Origin of the sequence: Devosia indica (assembly GCF_003056405.1) — a bacterium.
Classification (GTDB): Bacteria; Pseudomonadota; Alphaproteobacteria; order Rhizobiales; family Devosiaceae; genus Devosia; species Devosia indica.
Window position 1 is genome coordinate 128849 of the sequence record NZ_PYVZ01000007.1, and the last position, 19808, is coordinate 148656.

17 protein-coding genes are annotated in these 19808 nt (G+C 61.3%); 5 read left to right on the plus strand and 12 right to left on the minus strand.

Features of this window, described 5'->3' with window-relative positions:
- Positions 1-150: 150 nt before the first annotated feature.
- Positions 151-1044 carry a helix-turn-helix domain-containing protein gene (locus tag DDE76_RS09020; RefSeq protein WP_104894593.1) on the plus strand — a complete coding sequence of 298 codons (894 nt, stop codon included), beginning with the start codon at positions 151-153 and terminating at the stop codon, positions 1042-1044.
- Positions 1045-1047: 3 nt separating this feature from the next.
- A complete protein-coding gene (locus tag DDE76_RS09025; RefSeq protein ID WP_104894592.1) occupies positions 1048-3150 on the plus strand; it encodes a CHASE2 domain-containing protein in 2103 nt (700 codons plus the stop codon).
- Here DDE76_RS09025 and DDE76_RS20035 read toward each other — a convergent pair.
- From DDE76_RS20035 to DDE76_RS09045, 5 genes are all read right to left on the minus strand, one after another.
- Positions 3147-3272, minus strand: a complete 126-nt coding sequence (locus DDE76_RS20035) for a hypothetical protein (protein WP_281261859.1) — start codon at positions 3270-3272, stop codon at positions 3147-3149. The two genes, DDE76_RS09025 and DDE76_RS20035, sit on opposite strands and share 4 nt — an antisense overlap.
- 107 nt (positions 3273-3379) lie before the next feature.
- Positions 3380-4777 (minus strand): CehA/McbA family metallohydrolase, encoded by a 1398-nt coding sequence (locus DDE76_RS09030; protein WP_104894591.1) that lies wholly within the window; start codon positions 4775-4777, stop codon positions 3380-3382.
- 14 nt (positions 4778-4791) lie between these two features.
- On the minus strand, positions 4792-5637 hold the full coding sequence (locus tag DDE76_RS09035; RefSeq protein ID WP_104894590.1) for a carbohydrate ABC transporter permease: 846 nt from the start codon (positions 5635-5637) through the stop codon (positions 4792-4794).
- A 1-nt stretch (position 5638) separates the two neighbouring features.
- On the minus strand, positions 5639-6520 hold the full coding sequence (locus tag DDE76_RS09040; RefSeq protein WP_104894589.1) for a carbohydrate ABC transporter permease: 882 nt from the start codon (positions 6518-6520) through the stop codon (positions 5639-5641).
- Positions 6521-6581: 61 nt separating this feature from the next.
- A complete protein-coding gene (locus DDE76_RS09045; protein ID WP_157955728.1) occupies positions 6582-7922 on the minus strand; it encodes an extracellular solute-binding protein in 1341 nt (446 codons plus the stop codon).
- 251 nt (positions 7923-8173) lie between these two features.
- On the opposite strand from DDE76_RS09045, the gene DDE76_RS09050 reads away from it, so the two are divergent.
- A complete protein-coding gene (locus tag DDE76_RS09050; RefSeq protein WP_245891855.1) occupies positions 8174-9214 on the plus strand; it encodes a LacI family DNA-binding transcriptional regulator in 1041 nt (346 codons plus the stop codon).
- Between the two features lie 9 nt (positions 9215-9223).
- Positions 9224-11218: a DUF5054 domain-containing protein gene (locus DDE76_RS09055; protein ID WP_104894587.1), complete on the plus strand. Its 1995-nt coding sequence runs from the start codon at positions 9224-9226 to the stop codon at positions 11216-11218.
- On the opposite strand, the gene DDE76_RS09060 is transcribed toward DDE76_RS09055, so the two are convergent.
- From DDE76_RS09060 to ugpB, 7 genes are all read right to left on the minus strand, one after another.
- Entirely contained in the window at positions 11184-11969 is a 786-nt protein-coding gene (locus DDE76_RS09060; RefSeq protein ID WP_104894586.1) for an HAD family hydrolase, read from the minus strand. The two genes, DDE76_RS09055 and DDE76_RS09060, sit on opposite strands and share 35 nt — an antisense overlap.
- Positions 11966-12712 carry a DeoR/GlpR family DNA-binding transcription regulator gene (locus DDE76_RS09065; RefSeq protein WP_245891856.1) on the minus strand — a complete coding sequence of 249 codons (747 nt, stop codon included), beginning with the start codon at positions 12710-12712 and terminating at the stop codon, positions 11966-11968. Before DDE76_RS09065 ends, DDE76_RS09060 begins: the two co-directional genes overlap by 4 nt.
- Before the next feature lie 41 nt (positions 12713-12753).
- On the minus strand, positions 12754-13503 hold the full coding sequence (locus DDE76_RS09070) for a glycerophosphodiester phosphodiesterase family protein (protein ID WP_425430621.1): 750 nt from the start codon (positions 13501-13503) through the stop codon (positions 12754-12756).
- A 40-nt stretch (positions 13504-13543) separates the two neighbouring features.
- Positions 13544-14596: a sn-glycerol-3-phosphate import ATP-binding protein UgpC gene (locus DDE76_RS09075; RefSeq protein ID WP_104894583.1), complete on the minus strand. Its 1053-nt coding sequence runs from the start codon at positions 14594-14596 to the stop codon at positions 13544-13546.
- Between the two features lie 3 nt (positions 14597-14599).
- Positions 14600-15448, minus strand: a complete 849-nt coding sequence (gene ugpE / locus DDE76_RS09080; RefSeq protein WP_104894582.1) for a sn-glycerol-3-phosphate ABC transporter permease UgpE — start codon at positions 15446-15448, stop codon at positions 14600-14602.
- 12 nt (positions 15449-15460) lie between these two features.
- Complete coding sequence (ugpA, locus tag DDE76_RS09085; RefSeq protein WP_104894581.1) at positions 15461-16345, minus strand: sn-glycerol-3-phosphate ABC transporter permease UgpA; 885 nt, start codon at positions 16343-16345, stop codon at positions 15461-15463.
- Positions 16346-16449: 104 nt separating this feature from the next.
- Positions 16450-17775 carry a sn-glycerol-3-phosphate ABC transporter substrate-binding protein UgpB gene (ugpB, locus tag DDE76_RS09090; protein WP_104894580.1) on the minus strand — a complete coding sequence of 442 codons (1326 nt, stop codon included), beginning with the start codon at positions 17773-17775 and terminating at the stop codon, positions 16450-16452.
- 292 nt (positions 17776-18067) lie between these two features.
- On the opposite strand from ugpB, the gene DDE76_RS09095 reads away from it, so the two are divergent.
- Positions 18068-19735, plus strand: coding sequence for a Na/Pi cotransporter family protein (locus DDE76_RS09095; RefSeq protein WP_104894579.1), 1668 nt, complete (start codon positions 18068-18070; stop codon positions 19733-19735).
- Positions 19736-19808 lie beyond the last annotated feature (73 nt).

Sequence of the window (19808 nt, forward strand, 5' to 3'; positions counted from 1 at the left end):
AAAGTTGTCGTCGGAGCGTTGCCCGGCCGGCGTGAACTGCGTGTCCAAAGACAAGCTTTTCAATTGCTCTTGCGCCATGTGATTTCTAAGTTAGCGCGCCCGCAAGTGGCATACCCCGATTTCGGGTAGGCGGAACGGGCGGAAAGTAAGATGGATACTCGCATTTTTTATGAGCCGCGCACCAACGGGGTCGAGCGCCTGCCGACCACGCTGCAGATGTTCCATACCACGCCACGCCTGATGCGGGCGGACCACTGGCATGCGCAGGTCGAGGTCAACTATGTCGTGCGCGGCTGGGCGCACTACCACATGGCCGGGCATGAAGCGCGCTTCGAGGCGGGGGATTTTGCCCTGTTCTGGGGTGGACAACCCCATCGGCTCGATGACGCCTCCGAGGATCTAGTCTATGCGGGGGGCCATTTGCCACTGGTCCATTTTTTTCGCCTCCGCCTGCCAGCGGACGTTCAAGCGCGGCTGATGCAGGGGGCGACGCTCTTGTCCAATGCGACCGATGCGGCCGACCCCGTCAACTTCGAGCGCTGGGTCAACTATGCCCGCTCCGGTGATCCGATGAAGGCCAGCCTTGCCGTGGACGAACTTCTTCTGCGCATCGAGCGGCTGCGCTTCTCGCCCTATCGCCTGCTGCCCGAAACCCAGCCAGTGTCCGACAATGGCGGGCTGGACCAGCACACGTCTCCCATCGTGGTGCGCATCTGCGACTTTATCGCCGACAATTTCCGCGAAGAGATCGATTCGGTCGATATCGCCGTGGCGGCCGACATTCATCCCAAATACGCCATGACCGTATTCAAGAAGTGCACCGGCATGACGTTGAACGACTACATCAATCTCATGCGCCTCTCCTATGCGCAGGCGCTGCTGATGCGCGACGAGACCAGCGTGCTCGCGGTCGCCATGGACAGCGGATTTGGCTCGCTGAGTGCCTTCAACAAGGCTTTCCGCAAGATGTCGGGAACGTCCCCCAGTGACTTTCGCCGCGAGGTACGTAGCCGCCCCGTCGTGGCCGACGGCCGGTACAACTAGCGCATGGGCAGGCGCGGCTGGCTGGCGCTGCTCTTTGGCCTGATGGTCATTGCCGGACTGACGCTGTTGCGCGCGGCCGATCCATATCCAGTGCAGGTCGCGCGCGAGACCACCTTCGATCTGTTCCAGCAATTGCGGCCGCGCGAGGCCCCGCCCGACCTGCCCATCCGCATCATCGACATCGACGAGACCTCCCTTGCCGCGCAGGGACAATGGCCCTGGCCAAGATCAACCATGGCGGACATGTCCGACCGCTTGACCGAGCTGGGCGCGGCCGCTGTCGTATTCGACCTGCTGTTCAGCGAACCGGATCGGCTGTCGCCTTCTGCCAGAGTCGATGGCGGCCAAGATTATGACCGAATGTTTGCCGCCGCGCTCTCTGCCGGACCCACCGTTCTCAGTCTTGCTCAAAGCGGTCGCGCGGCGGTGACCGGTCTGGAGCCGAAATCCGGGCTGGCGATGACGGGCGATGACCCTCTGGCACAGGTGCCGCAATTGGGCGGTGCGGCCCAGCCCTTGCCAATCCTGGCCGAAGCGGCGCGTGGTCTTGGCGTGGCCAGCCTCGACCGGGACGGGGCAGGGGTGGCGCGCCGCCTGCCCATGCTCTGGCGCAATGGCGACGCGGTGCTGCCATCGCTTTCTGCTGAAGCCCTGCGAGTGGCGCTCGGCGTGTCCACCCTGGTCGTGATCGGCGACAGCGCAGGGGCAGGAACGGTCGAACAATTGCGCATTGGCGATTTCGCCGTGCCAACGGGGCCGAGCGGCGACCTCTGGATCTATTATCGCCATCTGCCAGACGACATCTATGTTCCGGCCCGTGAACTTTTGGCCGATGGCTATCGTGACCTCTCACCGCAGATTGCCGGACACATTGTGCTTGTCGGCACTTCGGCCAGCGGCCTGCTCGACATTCGCGCCAGCGCATTGGGAACGGCCGTACCGGGTGTGTCCATCCATGCCCAGATACTTGAGCAGATGCTGACCGGCACCTTCCTGGACCGGGCCGACTGGGTCGGTGGGCTGGAGATGATCGTCTTCGCCGTGGCGGGCCTGCTGATCGTCCTGGCGGTCATCATCACAGGGCCAGTCGTCGGCCTCGTCATCTCGCTCTTGATTGCCGGCGTGCTGATGGCGGCAAGTTGGTGGGCCTTTGCCCAGCCGCGCCTGTTGATTGACCCCAGCTTTGCCCTGTTCGGCGCGCTGCTGCTCTATGCCGCCATGGCCTTTTTCCGCTTTGCGGTCACCGATGCCGACCGCCGCCGCATCCGGAGGGCCTTTGCCCACTATGTCGAGCCATCCTTGCTGACCCGCATCGAGGCCGATGCGCGGCTGCTCAAACTCGGCGGGGATCTGCGCGAATTGACGGTGATGTTCTCCGATGTGCGCAACTTCTCGGCGCTGGCCGAACGCACCACGCCGGCCGGGCTGGTGTCGATTCTCAACCGGCTCTTTGCCGCATTGGGCCAGGCGATCGTCAATGAACAGGGAACGATCGACAAGTTCATGGGCGATGCCGTCATGGCCTTCTGGAACGCCCCTGTCGATGTCGAGCGCCACGCATCGCGCGCCTGCCTGGCTGCCTTGGCCATGCGCGAGGCACTTGAACGGCTCAACGCCGCCAGCAACGAGCCCATCGCCATCGGCATTGGCATCGCCACCGGTCCGGCGCTAGTGGGCAATATGGGGTTTGAGCGCCGCTTCGACTATTCCTGCATCGGCGACACAGTCAATGTTGCCAGCCGCATCGAGGGAAGCTGCCGTGCCGTCGGCTATGACATTCTGGTCACCGAAACCACCGCCGCAGCGGCGGCCGAACTAGCGCTATTGCCCGCAGGCGCTGTTGAACTCAAGGGCATGACTGGCCGCGAACCGATCCATATCCTGGTCGGCGACAGCACCATGCGCCAGAGCGAGGCGTTCGCCGCCCTCGAAACCGCCCATCGGGACTTGACGGCCACCCTCGGAGCGGGCGCCGATCCGGCCCGCAGCCTTGACGCCTGTCGCCGCGCTGCCCTGGCGGTCGATACGCGCCTGGGTGCCTTTTATGCGGCCTGTGTCGAGCGTAGCGACGATTTCAGAACAAGCAGTCCGGATACAAGCGTCTAGACGCGCCCCAACCCCATCATCACCATGGCGCCAAGCACCAGTGCGCCAATAATCCATATGGCGCCGGCCAGCAGCGAAAAGCCCTCGATGAAATCGAGCCCGGGGTCTTCTTCGTGATCCATGTTTGTCTCCCTCCTTGTCCGGCCGACGAGAACCGTGACCGCTTATCCTCCAAGGGGAAGTGTAGTGCATTCTGCGCCCGCGTCGATCCCTATCCTGCGGGTGAATCTCAGGTGTTGCGGAGATAGATCGGGTTGCTCAACGCCCGGCGAATGGGCTGCTCGGCAACGGCCGGATCCGCCGCAACGGCGGATTTGCCGAGACCCAGGGCTAGCAGGTCTTCGATCAGACCCTGTCGGCTCGCCTCGGCGACAATCTCCGCGCGCACAAATCCAACCGGGTTCTCCAGTGCAATATTGGTTCGCCAGTCAGGGCTGGAAATGTCCATTCGGGCAATTGGGCCCGTCGCGTCGACCAAGATCAGCGCGTCGCCCTTGGCGCCACGAACGTCAACGTCCAAGGTGGTGATTTCGTCGGTCTCCCCGCCCATCACCACATTGCCGCACCGGATCTCCAGATGCGGTCCATTCGGGCTCTCGGTGACATAACCATGTCCCGCCTTCATCGCGGCCAGAATGGCGTCCTCGCTCAATTCGGGCAGGAACAGCACGGTGGTCGGCCGCGCCAGCACAAGCGGTCCCTCCGGCCGCAGATCGGCTGGCTGGTGGAAGTCCGAGCCGCCAATGGCCGAGAGCCGCATGCCGCCGGCGAGGCGCTGCTGATAGCGCTCGAGAGATATCCAGTTTCGATCCAGCCAGGTGGATTGCCAGACTTCCTGGCAATCGGCGGCAGGCATTTCATAGTCCCAAGGGATCACCGGTTTGTCGTGATTGATCGAAAGCAGGCCGCCCTTCTCGTGCACCAGCCGTTCCAGCACATGCGCGTCGGACGGTTTGGTCATGCGGAAGTCGATCCATTCATCCACGCCGAACACATTGGCGTGCCCGACCGCGGTGGTGACCTCCATGCCCCGCACGAAAACCAGATCCGGCGACGAATGAGGATGGAAATAGCGGCGCTGGGTGATGGTGTTGTGGTCGGTGATGGCAAGGAAATCCAGCCCGGCCTGGCGGGCCGCCGCATGCAGGGTCTCCGGCGCCCCCTTCGCATCGGAGTGAAAGGTGTGGCAGTGCAGATCGCCCCTGTACCAGCCGGCGCCTTTTCGCATCGGGAACGTCCGGGGCGGCTGGGGCGTCAAAGGGCGCGGCGATGCATCCAGCGTCACCGTCACGTGCACTTCTGCGCCCGCCTCGGGAACCTGATACAGGCCCAATATGACAGTCCACCGGCCTGCCGGGATCGGGCCATGGACATAGCCCGGCGTCGCATCGTCCGTGGCGATAAAATAGCTGCTGCGCGCACCGCCGCTCCAGCCGCGAAAGCCCTCTGCAGTCGGGTAGCCGGTATCGCGCGGATCGAAGGCTCCCAGATCGATGATACAATCCGCAGACTTTGCATAGTCCAGCGTCACATCGATCCGTGTCGTGCCTTCCGGAACCTCGAACGGAACATAGAAATATGGATTGGCGGCCTGATCGGCGCGCGTGACGCGGGCGGTCACCTGCATGGGCATTTCCAGGGCTATTCCTTCACCCCGCCGACCGTCAGGCCGCGGATGAGGTATTTCTGCATGAAGGGGTAGAAGATCAGCAGCGGCACCAGCGCTACCACAATGGCGGCCATGGTGACATTGGGGGCGATGAAGTCGTTCGTCGAGGTCGAACTCTCGCCCTGGATCACCGACTGCAAGGCAATCTGCAGCGTGATTTTCTGCGGGTCATTGATGAACAACAGCGGCTCGATAAACAGATTGTATTTGTGCACGATCTGGAAGGCCGCCACGGTCACGACGCCAGGCAGGGCCAGCGGCAGGTAGAAGTCCTTGAGCAGCTTGAAATGGCCCGCGCCATCGATCCGCGCGCTCTCCACCATCGATTTGGGCACCTGTTCGAAATAGGTCTTCATCAACAAGATCGAGAAGGCAGACACCAGCTCCGACACAATAAGGGACAGCAGCGTGTTGAGCAGCATGAATTGCTTGAACACGACAAACAGCGGCACCAGGATCACCTGGGTGGGAATAGTCAGCGTGAGCAGGATAACACCGGCGATGATCTTGCGGCCCGGCAGGTCCTCTTGGATCAGCACATAACCGCCGAGCGCCGAGAGCAACACATGCGCCACCGTGCCAACCACGGTGACATAGAGCGTGTTGGCAAAGGGCAGCACGAAGTTGAGCCGCCGGAACAGCGTATCGAAACCCTCGAACGAGATCGGATTGGGCCAGAGGTTGATGCCCGCCTGCAGGGAGCCGAACTTGGTCGAAAAAGCCGTGGCCACCACTGTCCAGAGCGGGATGATCATCGTTCCTGCCAGGAACAGCAGGATCACATAGGACAGAATGCGGATTGACGGGGAACGCAGCATCTCAGTTCTCCCGCTCGGTCCGCGTCACGACTTGCGCAACGCCGGAAATCAGCAGGGAGACGACGAGCAGCACCACGCCGGCGGCACTGGCCAGGCCCAGGTCGAAATTGAGGATGCCGCGCTCATAGGTGAAGATCGCCAGCGTCCTGATCTGGTCTGCAGTCCGGCCATTGAGCATCAGGAACGCAGAGTCAAAGGTGCGCAGCGAACCCAGCAGGGTGATCAGGAAGACCACCTTGATCATCGGCATCAGGTGCGGCAGCAGGATGTCGCGGATCTTCTTGTAGTCATTGGCGCCATCGATATCGGCGGCCTCGAGGATGTCCGGGCTAAGCGAAAGCAGGGCGGCCAGGTAGATGAGGGCGTGAAAACCCACATCCTTCCATACGGTCAACCCGATCACCATGGGCCGGGCCCAGAACGGGTCGGCAAAGAAATTGATCGGCGCATCGATCAGCCCGACGCCTTCGAGAACCGAATTGACCAGCCCGACTGGCGAGAGCGTATTGAGCCAGATGCCGACAATGATCACCCAGCTCAACAGATATGGCGTGTAGATGGCGGTCTGAAAGCCGCGTTTGAGCCAATCCGGGGTGATCTGCAGCAGAGCGATGGCCGGCAGGATTGGCAGCAGTGTGCCTACAATGGTGATGCCAGCGGCGATGATCAGCGTATTCCAGATCGCCTGCCAGACCGCCGGGGTGGAGAACACCTTGGCGTAATTGTCCCAACCGATAAATCCGACAGGCCCCAGCAGCCCAGCTTTCTGGGTCGACAGGAAGATGCCCTGCGCCATCGGGTAGAATAGGAAAGCGCAGAAATAGGCCAGGATCGGCGCAATCAGCAGATACAACATCCAATGCCGGCGGATGCGGTCGAGCATGGCGAAACCTTTGACTAGGGGTGAGCGAGGCGCGGGCTCGGGCCCGCGCCTCGCCGGACGCTTATTCGTCGATCAGGCCAGCAGCCAGCAGTTCGGCGTGCATGGCGGATACGGCCTCTGCGCCGGTGACCTCGCCCAGCATGGCCTGGAAGGCATGCTTTTCAACGATGGGCTGTGCCTCGCTCCATTCGGCCGGCAGATACTCGGTCGAAGCGTGCTCCATGATGATCTCCTGAGCCTCTTCAACGCCTGGAAGGGCGGGGAAGGGGTGTTCCCAGGTGGTGGAGGTGACGCGGGGCGCACCGTGGTCCATGCCGTGGGCCTGACCCTGCTCTGTCAGCTCGTAGCTGCCGTCGGCGGCAACGGTGTAGTCCACGCCTTCAACGCCCAGCGTGCCTAGGACATAGCCTGGTTCGGAATGCCAGAATTCCAGGAACTTGATGGCATTTTCCGGATTCTCGGCATTGGCCGGCATCATCCAGAGCGATGCATTGCCGCGACGCAGGATGATATCGCCATCTGGGCCCGGAACACCGGCGACGCCCTTGGCCTCAAAGCTGCTGTCCGGATGGTCAGTAGCCATGATGTTGTTGAACAGGCCGACCCAGGCGTCCCAATAGGTCACCGCTGCGACACGATCTGTCATGAACAGGTTACGGAATTCACCCGAACCATTGGTCACGAAATTGGGGTCCAGCAGGCCTTCCTCGGAGAGCATGGCGAACCAGTCATAGACTTCAGCAGCGCCATCGGTCGCATAGGGAATGGTGCGCTTGCCGTCTTCCATGACATAGCCGGCCTTGATGCCGGCAGCCGACATGAAGCCCTGAATGTCATAGAGCTTGGAGGTCGAAAGACCGTAGGCGCCGTCCTTGTTGTCCCGCGCCCATTTGAAAAAGGCGGTCCAGTCATCAAGCGTCACGGGCGTTTCCATGCCCGATTCTTCCAGCCAATCCTGGCGGATGGTGGGCAGGGTGCCACCTTCGAACTTGTTCGGCACGGCCCATTTGCGACCGTCAATGTCGAACAGGGCCCATTCGCCGGCCGGAATGGCCGTTTCGTCCGACAGAACTGCGGAGGCAGAGACCATGTCGGTCATGTCGGTGATTGCGCCCTGATCGATCAGGCCGGGGAGCATGCTCGAGTCGCCGTAGATCAGGTCGTAGCGCTCACCGCTGGCCAACGAGGTGAACAGCACATTGTTGTAGTCCGAGGCCGGCTTGACCATTTCGATGTCGAGCCCGAGATGCTCTTCGAGTTCGGCGACGAACTGTTCGTGCTCGGCGGCGTCCTTGCCACCGGTCACAGCCGTCAGGATGCGCAGATCAGCCGCGAGGGCGCTGCTGGCCATCAGGGCGGCGGCGAGAACCGTCAGATTGGCGGTCAGAAGTGTCTTCTTCATGGGGTTCCTCTCCCGTAAAAGCGAGCCCTCGGCCCGCGGCGACCCGCCCTCCATATGCGGGTCAGATGACAGCTAAATGAAAGCGTGTGCATCTTGTTCGTCATTATGGCTTGCGCCGGTTTGTCATTTGATCGTCGTGAAACCAGCAGAATGTCACTGATACTGACTATTTTTGGTTGTTAACCGGTGGTACAGCCGGACTGAACTAGACAGTAGTTTTGAACACGCTGTCAATCTGGAGCAAGGCGGCCATGACCGAGATTCCGGCCACGCGGATGGCGCGTGCCACCGCAGAAATGGTTGCTGAACGGGCCAATGTCTCCCGGGTGGCGGTTTCGCGCGCTTTCAACCCCAATGCCTCGCTTCGTCCCGACAAGCGCGAGCTTATTCTCAGGATTGCGCGGGAACTGAACTACTTTCCCGACAGGGCAGCGCGCACCCTGGTCAGCGGCCGCTCGCATCTGATCGGGGTGATCGTGCCCGACGTCTGCAGCTATTGGGAAAGCCAGGAAATCGATACCCTGACGTCGGCCTTGCAGAATGAGGGTTTTGCCACGCTGCTGTTCAAGACTCGCACCGACTATTCCATGGACGAGCAATTGCTGGCCTACATGCGCGGTTTCAACCCGGACTCGGTGATCGCTTTCGTCGAAAACGTGAAACCGCAGATCCTGACCCGCTTTCTTGACCGCGCGGTGCCCATCTATGTCGACTATCCCCATTCCGGCGTGGCATCTCCAGCAGAACCTGGCCCTGTCTTTGACCGGCTCAATATCCTGCAACGTGACGGCATTGAGCAGGCTATCGCGCTGTTGCAGGGCTTTGGCGCCAGTCGCATCGCCTATCTGGCGGGCAAGACCAAGTCCCGCGCCAGCGCGGCCCGGGAAACCATGCTTCGCACTATTATGAACGAGCGTGGACTGGCCCCGCCAATACAGATGGCCGGAGATTTCGGATATGAAGCGGCTTTTCAATCCACCATCGACCTGTTCAAGGTCGCCGGTGGCGCCGACGCCATTTTTGCCGCCAATGACGTGAGCGCCTTCGGGGCGCTCGATGCTCTGCGCCATGAACTGGGCCTGCGCGTGCCCCAGGATGTCAGTGTCATTGGCTTCGACGACATCGCCCAGGCGAACTGGAAAAGTTACAATCTCACCACGGTCAAGTTCGACCTTGAAGCGCGCGTGCGGGCGCTCGTGCGACTGATCCTGCGCCGGCTCAATGAGCCCGATTCTCCTGGCCTAGAAGAAACCCTGAGCACGCGATTGGTTGTGCGCGGCACCGTTGGTTGAGACCTTGAAATGACTGAGAAACGCATTCACCTGGTCTTCAAGACTCATCTCGATATCGGGTTCACCGATCACGCGGCCAAGGTGCGCCGGCAATATCATGACCAGTTCATCCCGCAGGCGATTGCGACCGGCGAGCATTTCTTTGCCGAGCAGCCGGGCAATCCGCAGTTCATCTGGACCACCGGGGCCTGGCTGATCTGGGATCACCTCCACTCGCAGGATGCAGCGCGGGTGAAGCGTCTCGAGCGCGCAATCGAGCGCGGATTGATCACCTGGCACGCCTTGCCGTTCACCACCCATACTGAGCTGATGTCACCTGCGCTGTTTCGCGCCGGGCTGAGCTATGCACAGGCACTCGACCAGCGTTTCGGCCGAAAGACGATTGCCGCGAAAATGACCGATGTGCCCGGACACACGCTTGGCATCGTGCCGCTATTGGCCGAGGCTGGCGTGCAATTCCTGCATTTGGGCGTGAACACCGCTAGCCCGGTCCCCGACGTGCCGCCAATGTTCCGCTGGCAAGCGCCCGGAGGCGAAGAAATTGTCGTTATGTATCAAGGGTCTTACGGTGCCACCGATTTCCCCGCGGGCGAGGATATGGGGCTCAGCTTTGCGCATACCAACGACAATATGGGTCCGCAAAGCGTCGGACAGGCCGTCGAGGCCATCCGACATCTGCAGGGCGAGCATCCCGATGCGGTAATTCTGGCCTCGACCCTGGACGCCTTCGGTGCCGAAATCTGGGCCCGACGCGAAACATTGCCGGTCATCACCGCCGAAATTGGCGATAGCTGGGTCCATGGCACCGCCAGCGACCCGCACAAGCTGGCGCGTTTCAGGGCGCTGCAGCGGGTCTATGACGGTTTCGAAACGCTCGACGAGCAGCGTCTCGCCTTTGGTCGCGGCCTGACAATGGTGCCCGAACACACCTGGGGCATCGACATAAAGACCTATCTTCGTGATGAGCAGGCCTGGGACCGTGCCGATTTCGAGATCGCGCGCGCGCAGGACTACCGCTTTGCCTATGCCGAGCAGTCATGGGCCGAACAGCGCGCCTATCTCGACCAGGCGCTGGATCATCTGGCGGACGAGGATAGAGCTGCCGCAGACAAGGCCATTATGGCCTTGGAACCCGATGCGGCTGTGGCTTCGCCAGTCGAGGGCACAACGCTGGAACATGCCGGGTGGTCGGCCAGGCTGGACCCCGCCACAGGCGACATTACCAGCCTCACCAACGCAAGCGGATTGACCATCTCGGGGCAGGGCGGATCGCTGATCGGCTTCCGGCACGAAAGCTATGACAGCGCGGAGCTGCAAAAGCACCTGGACAGCTATCTGCTGCACCGTGCGGCTTGGGCCGTGCTCGATCACGACAAGCCGGGATTGAACCATGCGCGCACCGCGCGGACTGGCACCTTCACCCCAACGCTTCAGGGCGTCGCCCAGGGCAATCGCGCAGTCCTCCTCATGCCGGGTGACGCGGCGGAGAACTTGGGCGCCGCGCGCAATGTAGAAATTGCGATCAAAGGGCAGGGCGATTGGCTCGAACTGACGCTCATCCTGCGCGATAAGCCGGCCAATCGCATGCCCGAAGCTGGCTTCCTGCATATCCGTCCGGATGCGATTTCTGCGGTCCGTCTGCAAAAGATGGGCATTTGGCACGATAGCGCCAATCAGGTGCGCCAGGCGGGCGGCCAATTGCAGGCGATCGAGGCGCTGGATCTACAGGGCCCTGGAGCCTCGATGCATATCACGCCATTGGATTGCGCCCTGGTCGGGCCTGCCGGCGTCCCCTTCATGCCCTTCCAGCCCGAACGGCCCGACTGGTCATCCGCCGCGCGCTTCAATCTCTACAACAACAAATGGGGCACCAATTTCCCCATGTGGTGGGAAGGCTCGATTGCCTTCAGATTTGTCATAAGCCTGCGCCCTTCCTGGGAGGGGGCAAGTCTGAAGCAGCCTGCCGGAGCTATGACGGCTCCTGGTCATTTCGCGCAGCGATGATGGCGCGAGCCACTTCGACAAAACCGAACCCGGCTTCGCTGCGGGAAATCCAGCGCGGCGCGGCAGGCAGATACTCAAGAACTGGTATGATATTGGCCACGCCAAAGGACTTGGCCACCATAGCGAACATGGGCGCGTCATTGCGCGAGTCCCCCACAAAGCTCACCCTGTCTGTGATCGCCTGGCCCAAGATGCCCCATTGAGCCAGCAGGCGCTCGCTCATGGTCTGCTTGTTGTACTCGCCGATCCAGGTGTTGATGTGTACCGAGCTTATGGCGACGGTGCCGCCGATCTCCCGGATCCGCTGCGCCAGCGCTTCGACGTCCGATCGTGTCTTGCCCACGATGTCTATGGCAACATCGGCGACCCTGAGCCTCTGGTCATGGGCAAATCGGAACGCGCCCAGCAGAGGGCGCACGGCCTCGAGATGGTGCTGCTGCCGACGCGCCTGAAGCACCTCGTCCTCCCAGAACTGTATCTGTGCCGTATTGCCTTCGCTGATCATCAGGAAAGCGCCGCTCTCTCCGATCGCCGCGGCAACCGGCCAGGCCCGCACCATGTGTTCGCACCAGCCCGCCGAGCCACCAGTCACCGGGATCACTGCCACCCCCGCATTGTGTAGGTCCCACAGCGCCTGGAAGGTCTGCGGCAGCAAGCGTCCACCCGTGGTCAGCGTGTCGTCGACATCGGTGAACAGGTAGCGCACGCTGCGCAGCTCGGCCGGCTGCGGAGAGGGGCCGCGAAAACTCACAAATCACTCCCGCACAACTCAACCCGGATACCCGACGTCTCAAGGCTCTTTTGAACGCGATCCTGATCGGGCAGGGCGTCGGTAAAGAAATGCGAGACGGCCGAAAACGGTACCACCCGCACAGACGCATCCCGCGACCACTTGCTCATGTCTGCCACGAGATACTGCTGGCGTGCATTTTCCACCAGCTTCATGGTCACCTGCGCTTCTGAATAGCTGTAGTCCAATATGCCCTTGCCGGCATTGAGCGCGCCCGCGCCGATCACGGCATGCGACGCATAGAACTTGTCGAAGTAGTGCAGCACGTCAGCGCCCACGACGTCGCGGTCATTATGGCGCATGATGCCCCCGGTCATGTGCACCTCGATTTGTGGTGCGTCGCTCAGGGTCAGGGCGACATCCATATTATTGGTGACGACCCTGAGGCTCTTATGGTCACGCAGGGCCGTCGCCACGAACTGCACTGTGGTGCCAATGCCCAGAAACACGGTCGAGCCATCCGGAATGGCTTCAGCGACGCGGCGCGCAATGCGCTGCTTTGCATCGCTGTTGAGGGCCGCGCGGGCGTTGACCGAGATATTGCGGGCGCCGACGGGCACGTCCACCCCGCCATGAAAGCGCCGTGCATAGCCAAGGTCGCAGAGGGCATTGATGTCGCGCCTGATCGTCTGGGTGGTCAGTTCGTAACGCGCCGCGAGCTGCTCAATATATTGAGCGCCTTCCGCCTCTATCAGAGTCAACATATCTCGTTGTCGGTCCGAAAGCATGACCGGGGCGCCCTTTGCTATGGGAGGAACAGGCTGGGATCGTCCGTAATGACGCCGGCCAGCCCGGCATCCCAGAATGAAACCAGTTGCACCGGATTGTTGCAGGTCCAGGCACGTACCTTGATGCCGCGCTTGCTGGTCTCCTCCAACAGGCCAATGCTCAGCGCTTTGAAATGCATGTGAATGGTGCGGGCGGGAATGGCAGCCAGTTGCGCTTCCCAGTCCTCGGGCGGACGCCCCCAAAGCATGGCCATTTCCAGCTCCGGCTCCAGCGTGTGCATGGCCTGAAGGGCCGCCGGATCGAAGCTGGAAATCATGATCTCGGTCTGCGATGCGCGCCGGGCGATGGCGGCCTGCACCGTTTGCACCAATTGATCCAGCGACCGATGATGGGCGTGCTGCTTGATCTCGACATTGGCATTGAGGCCAAGCTTGCCCAGTTCTGCGATGACCGCGTCAAGGGTTGGCAGCGGCTCCCCGACAAACTTGACATCGAACCAGCTCCCGGCATCCAGACCTTCCAGGTCCGCGCGCCGCATGTCACCCAGCGCGCCCCTTCCCGACGTTGTGCGATCGATCGTGACGTCATGGATCACCACCAGGGTCCCGTCGCTCAACAGGGCAACGTCCAGCTCGACCCATTTTGCCCCCTGTTCGGCGGCCTTGCGGAACGCCGCAATGGTGTTTTCCGGCGCGAGGGCCGAGGCTCCGCGATGGGCGTGCACTTGGTCTGGTCTGGGTCCTGGCATGGTTTCGACTGTCATGATGCGTGTTGGAGCGTCCAAGTATGCCTTTGCTTGCCGCGGTCTAGTTGGCGTCTGTCCGTCGGCCCGTTTGCTGGTTGAACGGATGGATATCCTCCGGGCGGGCATAGACCGTGATGGTGTCGCCCTCCGCCAGTTTCGGCCGTCCCTGCACCGTCAGAATGATCGGCTGTTCCGTTCCGTTGATTTGAACATGCAGATGGCTCTCGCCGCCGACCGGCTCAAGCAATTCCACCGTGCCCGCGAGTGTCAGGACGTCCCCCTCGGGCCGCGCGATGTAGAGCTGGTCCGGCCGCAACCCGACAATATCGGTTTCCGCGCCCAGTCGCAGCGTCCCCGCATTTTCGCCAGCCGAGAGGGAGGCTGCAGGGATAAGGTTCATCGGCGGTGAGCCAATGAAGCCGGCGACGAACAGCGTGGCCGGGCGGTCATAGACCTCGGTGGGCGTGCCGATCTGCTCGACCAGGCCACCATTCATCACCACCAGCCGGTCGGCCAGGGTCATGGCTTCGAGCTGGTCGTGCGTCACATAGAGGCTGGTCGTCTTGAGACGGCGTTGCAGCCGCCGGATTTCCACCCGCATCTGAACGCGCAGTTTGGCGTCGAGGTTTGACAAGGGTTCGTCGAACAGAAACGCAGCCGGCTCGCGCACAATCGCGCGACCCATGGCGACGCGTTGCCGCTGCCCCCCCGAAAGCTGACGCGGCTTACGGTCGAGCAGAGGTCCGATTTCGAGAATGTCTGCCGCATCCTGGACCCGGCGATCGATTTCCCCGCGCGGCGTGCCGCGGTTCTTCAGTCCATATTCCAGGTTCCCGCGCACGCTCATATGCGGATAAAGCGCATAATTCTGAAACACCATGGCAATGTCGCGCTCGGCAGGTTCGGCACGCACCACATCCTTGCCACCGATCTCGATACGGCCGGACGTGACGGTTTCGAGCCCGGCCACCATGCGTAGCAGCGTCGATTTCCCGCAGCCCGATGGTCCAACCAGCACGATCAGCTCGCCATCGGCAACTTTGAGATTGACACCTTTGACGGCCGGGACATTGCCGTAGTTCTTCTTGAGGTCGATCAGGTCGATCGTAGCCATGGCTTATTTCTCCGTATCCACGAGGCCTTTGACGAACAGGCGCTGCATGAAGATGACGACAAGGACGGGGGGCAGCATGGCCAGGATCACCGAGGCCATGACGAGGTTCCACAGGGGTTCGGAATCGGCGGTCGCCGCCAGGCGCTTGATGCCCATGACCACGGTGTAATAGCGGCTGTCGGTGGTCACCAGCAGCGGCCAGAGATACTGCACCCAGCCATAAATGAAGAGGATCACGAACAGCGCCGCGATATTGGTACGCGACAGCGGCAACAGGATGTCCCGGAAGAACTTCATGGGCCCCGCACCATCTACCCGCGCCGCTTCCATCAGCTCATCCGGCACGGTGAGGAAGAATTGACGGAATAGGAACGTGGCGGTAGCCGAGGCAATCAGGGGCAAGGTCAACCCGACATAGGAGTTGAGCAATCCAAGGTTGGCCACCACTGCAAAGGTCGGGATGATGCGCACTTCGACCGGCAGCATCAGCGTGATGAAAATTGTCCAGAACGCCAGCAGCCGGAACGGAAACTTGAAGAACACGATCGCATAGGCCGAGAGCAGCGAAATGGCGATCTTGCCCACGGCAATCACGATGGCGATGATCGTCGAATTCATCAGCATGATCGAGACCGGTGGCGCGCCGGCCGTGGAGATGCCCTGGGTGAGCATGCGGCCATAGTTTTCCAGCATGTGCGGGCCGGGCAGCAAGGGCACGAGCCCGCGCATGAAGTCGCCGCTGCCATGCGTTGAGGCGATGAAGGCGAGATAAACCGGGAAGACGACAACGACGACGCCGACGATCAGCACCAGATGGGTGAGCAGGCTGAGCCAGGGGCGATTTTCGACCATTTTCTTGGCTCCTTAGTATTGGACGCGCCGCTCGATATAGCGGAACTGGATTGCTGTGAGGGCGATGACGATCAGCATCAACACGACCGATTGGGCGGCCGAGGATCCGATATTGAGGCCGAGGAAACCGTCGGCATAAACCTTGTAGACGAGGATGTTTGTGGCCTGGTTCGGCCCGCCATTTGTCGTTGCGTCGATCAGGCCAAACGTGTCGAACATGGCGTAGTTGATGTTGACGATGAGCAGGAAGAACGTCGTCGGCGAGAGAAGCGGAAAGACAATAGTCCAGAACCGCTTGAAGGGACCGGCGCCATCAATGGCCGCCGCCTCGTTGAGCGATTGCGGTACCGATTGCAGCCCGGCCACGAAGAACAGGAAATTGTACGAAATCTGCTTCCAGCTTGCGGCGATCACGACGAGGATCATCGCCTGATTGCCATCGACACGATGGTTCCAGTCGATCCCGAGGCCCCGCAGCATGTAGGGTGCAATGCCGATGGTGGGGTTGAACATGAACCACCACAGGATACCCACGACCACCGGTGCCACCGCATAGGGCCACACCAGAAGGGTCGTGTAGGCACGATTGGATTTTAGAACCCGGTTCACGGCCACCGCCAGCAACAGCGACAGGCTCATCGACAGCAGCGTCACCGAAACCGCGAATATTGCCGTTTTGGTGAGCGAGTTGAGATAGCCCGGTTCGGAAAACAGTCGCGTGTAGTTCTCGAACCAGATGAATGTGGTTCGGAACCCGAACGGGTCCTCGCGCTCGAAGGACGATTTGACCGCCTGGGCGGCGGGCCAGATGAAGAAGATCAGCGTCACGGCCAGTTGCGGCGCCAACAGCGCATAGGGCAACAGCTTGTTTGGAAAGATTGTGCGCTTGGTTTGCATGGGCCGAGAGCTCCCCCGATGGTCACGACTGGAAGGTCCGGGCGGCTTGTGGGCCGCCCGGGTGGATTGTCCCGCATGCGGTCAGCGGCACAATCCGGGGAGGTTCAGCTATTGGCGGCTTCGAAGTCGCGCAGGATCTGATTGCCACGTTCAACGGCAGCGTCCAGAGCTTCCTGGGCGGTTTTGCTGCCCGAAAGCAGGGCTTCGAATTCTTCATCCACCACGGTGCGGGCCTGGGTCAGGTTGCCGAAGCGGATACCCTTGGAATTGGCTGAAGGCGTGCCGCGCGTGATCTGGTTGATGGCGATGTCCGAACCCGGATTGGCTTCGTAATAGCCCTGTTCCTGGCCCAGCTCGTAGGCAGCATTGGTGATCGGGAGGTACCCGGTTGCCTGGTGCCACTCGGCCTGGACTTCCGGGCTCGAGAGATAGGTGAAGAACTGGGCAACGCCTTCATAGACGGCCGGGTCTTTGCCATTCAGCGCCCACAGCGTCGCGCCGCCAATGATCGAATTCTTCGGGTCCTCGATCTCGTCGTCATAGTAGGGCAGGGGCGCGAATCCGACTTCGAAATCGCCTGAATTGTTGATCACGCCGGCGCGCGAGGCCGAAGAGTTCATGTAGATAGCGCATTCCTGTGAGTAGAATTTCGGCGGCGCATCGCCGCCCCCCACTGGGCCGCCATATTCGAACAGGCCTTCATCGGCCCAGTTCTTGAGGTTCTCCCAGTGTTTGACTTGCACCGGACCATTGAAGGTGAACTCGGTGCCCAATCCGCCAAAGCCGTTTTCCAGCGTACCATAGGGCTGGTCATGGATGGCCGAGAGATTTTCGAGCTGCACCCATGAAATCCAGCCCGAGGTGAAGCCGCAGGGCGCCGCACCCGATTCCATGATCTGCCGGCTCATCGTTTCCAGCTCGGCCCAGGTCTTGGGCGGCATTTCCGGATCGAGGCCCGCCGCCGCGAACACATCCTTGTTGTAATACATGATGGGCGTGGACGAGTTGAATGGCATGGACAGGATGTTGCCATCGGTATCCGAGTAATAGCCGGTGACCGGCGCCAGGAACCCGCTCGGATCCCATGGCTCGCCATTGTCGGCCATGAGCTGATAGACCGGATTGACGGCGCCTTCAGCGGCCATCATCGTGCCGGTGCCCACTTCAAAGACCTGCACAATGGCCGGCTGTTCATTGGCCCGGAACGCCGCAATGGCGGCGGTCAATGTTTCGGGGTAGGTGCCCTTGTAGCTTGGGACCACGACAAATTCGTCCTGGCTGTCGTTGAAGCCCTGGGCAATGGCTTCCAGCCGCTGTCCCAGTTCGGCGTCCATGGCGTGCCACCAGGCGATTTCTGTCTGAGCAAAGCCTGGCGTTGCGGTAATCATCGCAGCCAGTCCCGCTGACAGGAACAATGCGTTCTTGAACATGCTCTCTCCCTATTATGTTTTTCGCTGAGGCCTCCCTGCCTCAGGGCGAAGCCGGATTGGAGCCGAGCCATGTCACTTTTGCAACCGAAAAATGTTCATTTGAACATCCAGGGGCATCGTTCGCCCACCTGGGTTGCGAGAAGCTTTCGAAATTTCAATGTCTTGCATCGCAGATATCTCGCATGTGTCAGTTGTTCACAAGGAGGGCTGCAGCGCATTGCCCTAGATATGTTCATCTGAACATGATGAGATAGCAGGCTGCGATTGCAGAGTCGGAGGATGAGGAGACCGAATGTATTTCATCGTTGTGCACCTGGTGGCTGCCATAGTCCTGCTGCTCTGGGCCGTTCGCATGGTGCGCACCGCGGTTGAGCGGGCCTACTCCGCCCAGTTGAAGCGCACGTTGGCCCGGGCAGAAAAGAGCGCCTTGGCGGCAGCGTCCGTAGGCGCGGCGATGGCGATCGCACTGCAAAGCTCGACGGCCGTGGCCGCGCTGGCTTCGGGGTTTGCCTCCGGCGGATTGCTGGCAGGTGCCACCGGTCTTGCCTTGGTGCTCGGCGCCTATTTCGGCTCCGCCATCGTTGCGAGCATACTTTCGTTTGACCTCTCGCTCCTCATCGCGCCCCTGATCATCGCAGGAGGCGTGCTGTTTCTGCGCGGCACTGAACGCCGCACCAAGCAGTTGGGGCGCATGGTGCTGGGTATTGCCTTCGTCCTCCTATCCCTGCAGATGGTCTCCGAGGCCACGGCGCCATGGCGCGACAGTGAATTGCTCGGCACGGTGGTGAATTATTTCCGGGGCGATCCATGGACGGGTTTCCTGGCGGCGGCCTTGATAACCTGGCTGTCCTATTCTTCGGTAGCCAGTGTGCTGGTCATCATCACCTTTGGGGCCGCCGGCATCCTGCCGTTGGAGATCGCCACCGCCTTGGTGCTGGGCGCCAATCTTGGCGGCACATTGATTGCCTATGGCATGACCCGCGGCGGTGATGTGCGAGCGCGCCGCATCGCAATCGGGGCGGCCATGCTGCGCGGCGGCGCGGCGCTGGCGTGTCTTATTCTCCTGCAGGTCTGGCCGCTTGCGGCCATCGGACTGCCGGGCAATGTCGGTCAGCAGGCCAGCCTGCTCCATATTGCCTTCAACTTTGTCGTCATGGTCATCGGCCTTCCGCTCGCGGCGCCCGTGTCCGCCCTGCTGAACCGGCTCGTGCGCGATGCGCCGGCCGAGGAGGGCAGCGATCTTGCCCGGTTCCGTCAGACCGCCCTGTCGGGCGGCCACAAGGGCAATGTTGACATAGCGCTCGCCAGCGCCACGCGGGAGTTGCTGCGCATGAGTGAAATGGTCGAGGTCATGCTGCAACCGGTCATTGAGATTCTCAAGTCCGGCGACAAGATCGCCATTCGCCGCGTCAAGGCCCTGGAGCCCGAGGTGGATCAGTCCAATTCATCGATCAAGCTGTTCCTGGCCCAACTCGAATGGGAAGCGATGGACGAGAGCCAGACCGCTCGTGCCTCGGACCTGAGCAATTATGCCGTTAGTCTCGAACAGGCGGCCGATATCATCGCCCGTCCTATCCTGCGCGTCGCCGACCAGTTGGTGGAACGGCGCCTGACCTTTTCCGAAGAAGGCTGGGGCGAACTCATCGATCTCCACGCCCGTGTCCTGAGTAATTTGCAACTGGCCCTCAACGTGCTGATCTCCGAAGATCTGGAATCGGCGCGTCAATTGGTGGCCGAAAAGGATGCGGTGGGCGTCATGGAGCGTCAGAGCATGGGCGGACACTTCTCCCGCCTGCGATCGGGCAATACCAACAGTTTCGAAACCAGCGAACTGCATCTCGAAACCGTCCGCGCGCTACGCCGCATCAATTCGCTGATCTGCGGCATTGCCTATTCGATCCTGAGCGAACACGGCGAACTGCTCGGCTCCCGCCTGGCCAGGCGCCCCGCTGTTGGCTAGGGCGAAATGCAGGGCGCACATTGCGGGCGCAGTTGTTCGGCAGCAAACATATTCTGTTTCCGCTCCAAAAAAC

Excerpts from the sequence above, each read along its gene's own strand:
- DDE76_RS09020 (WP_104894593.1), top strand. The coding sequence starts at position 151 with ATGGATACTCGCATTTTTTATGAGCCGCGCACCAACGGGGTCGAGCGC.
- DDE76_RS09025 (WP_104894592.1), top strand. The coding sequence starts at position 1,048 with ATGGGCAGGCGCGGCTGGCTGGCGCTGCTCTTTGGCCTGATGGTCATT.
- DDE76_RS20035 (WP_281261859.1), bottom strand. The coding sequence starts at position 3,272 with ATGGATCACGAAGAAGACCCCGGGCTCGATTTCATCGAGGGCTTTTCG.
- DDE76_RS09030 (WP_104894591.1), bottom strand. The coding sequence starts at position 4,777 with ATGCAGGTGACCGCCCGCGTCACGCGCGCCGATCAGGCCGCCAATCCA.
- DDE76_RS09035 (WP_104894590.1), bottom strand. The coding sequence starts at position 5,637 with ATGCTGCGTTCCCCGTCAATCCGCATTCTGTCCTATGTGATCCTGCTG.
- DDE76_RS09040 (WP_104894589.1), bottom strand. The coding sequence starts at position 6,520 with ATGCTCGACCGCATCCGCCGGCATTGGATGTTGTATCTGCTGATTGCG.
- DDE76_RS09045 (WP_157955728.1), bottom strand. The coding sequence starts at position 7,922 with ATGAAGAAGACACTTCTGACCGCCAATCTGACGGTTCTCGCCGCCGCC.
- DDE76_RS09050 (WP_245891855.1), top strand. The coding sequence starts at position 8,174 with ATGACCGAGATTCCGGCCACGCGGATGGCGCGTGCCACCGCAGAAATG.
- DDE76_RS09055 (WP_104894587.1), top strand. The coding sequence starts at position 9,224 with ATGACTGAGAAACGCATTCACCTGGTCTTCAAGACTCATCTCGATATC.
- DDE76_RS09065 (WP_245891856.1), bottom strand. The coding sequence starts at position 12,712 with ATGTTGACTCTGATAGAGGCGGAAGGCGCTCAATATATTGAGCAGCTC.
- DDE76_RS09075 (WP_104894583.1), bottom strand. The coding sequence starts at position 14,596 with ATGGCTACGATCGACCTGATCGACCTCAAGAAGAACTACGGCAATGTC.
- ugpE (WP_104894582.1), bottom strand. The coding sequence starts at position 15,448 with ATGGTCGAAAATCGCCCCTGGCTCAGCCTGCTCACCCATCTGGTGCTG.
- ugpA (WP_104894581.1), bottom strand. The coding sequence starts at position 16,345 with ATGCAAACCAAGCGCACAATCTTTCCAAACAAGCTGTTGCCCTATGCG.
- ugpB (WP_104894580.1), bottom strand. The coding sequence starts at position 17,775 with ATGTTCAAGAACGCATTGTTCCTGTCAGCGGGACTGGCTGCGATGATT.
- DDE76_RS09095 (WP_104894579.1), top strand. The coding sequence starts at position 18,068 with ATGTATTTCATCGTTGTGCACCTGGTGGCTGCCATAGTCCTGCTGCTC.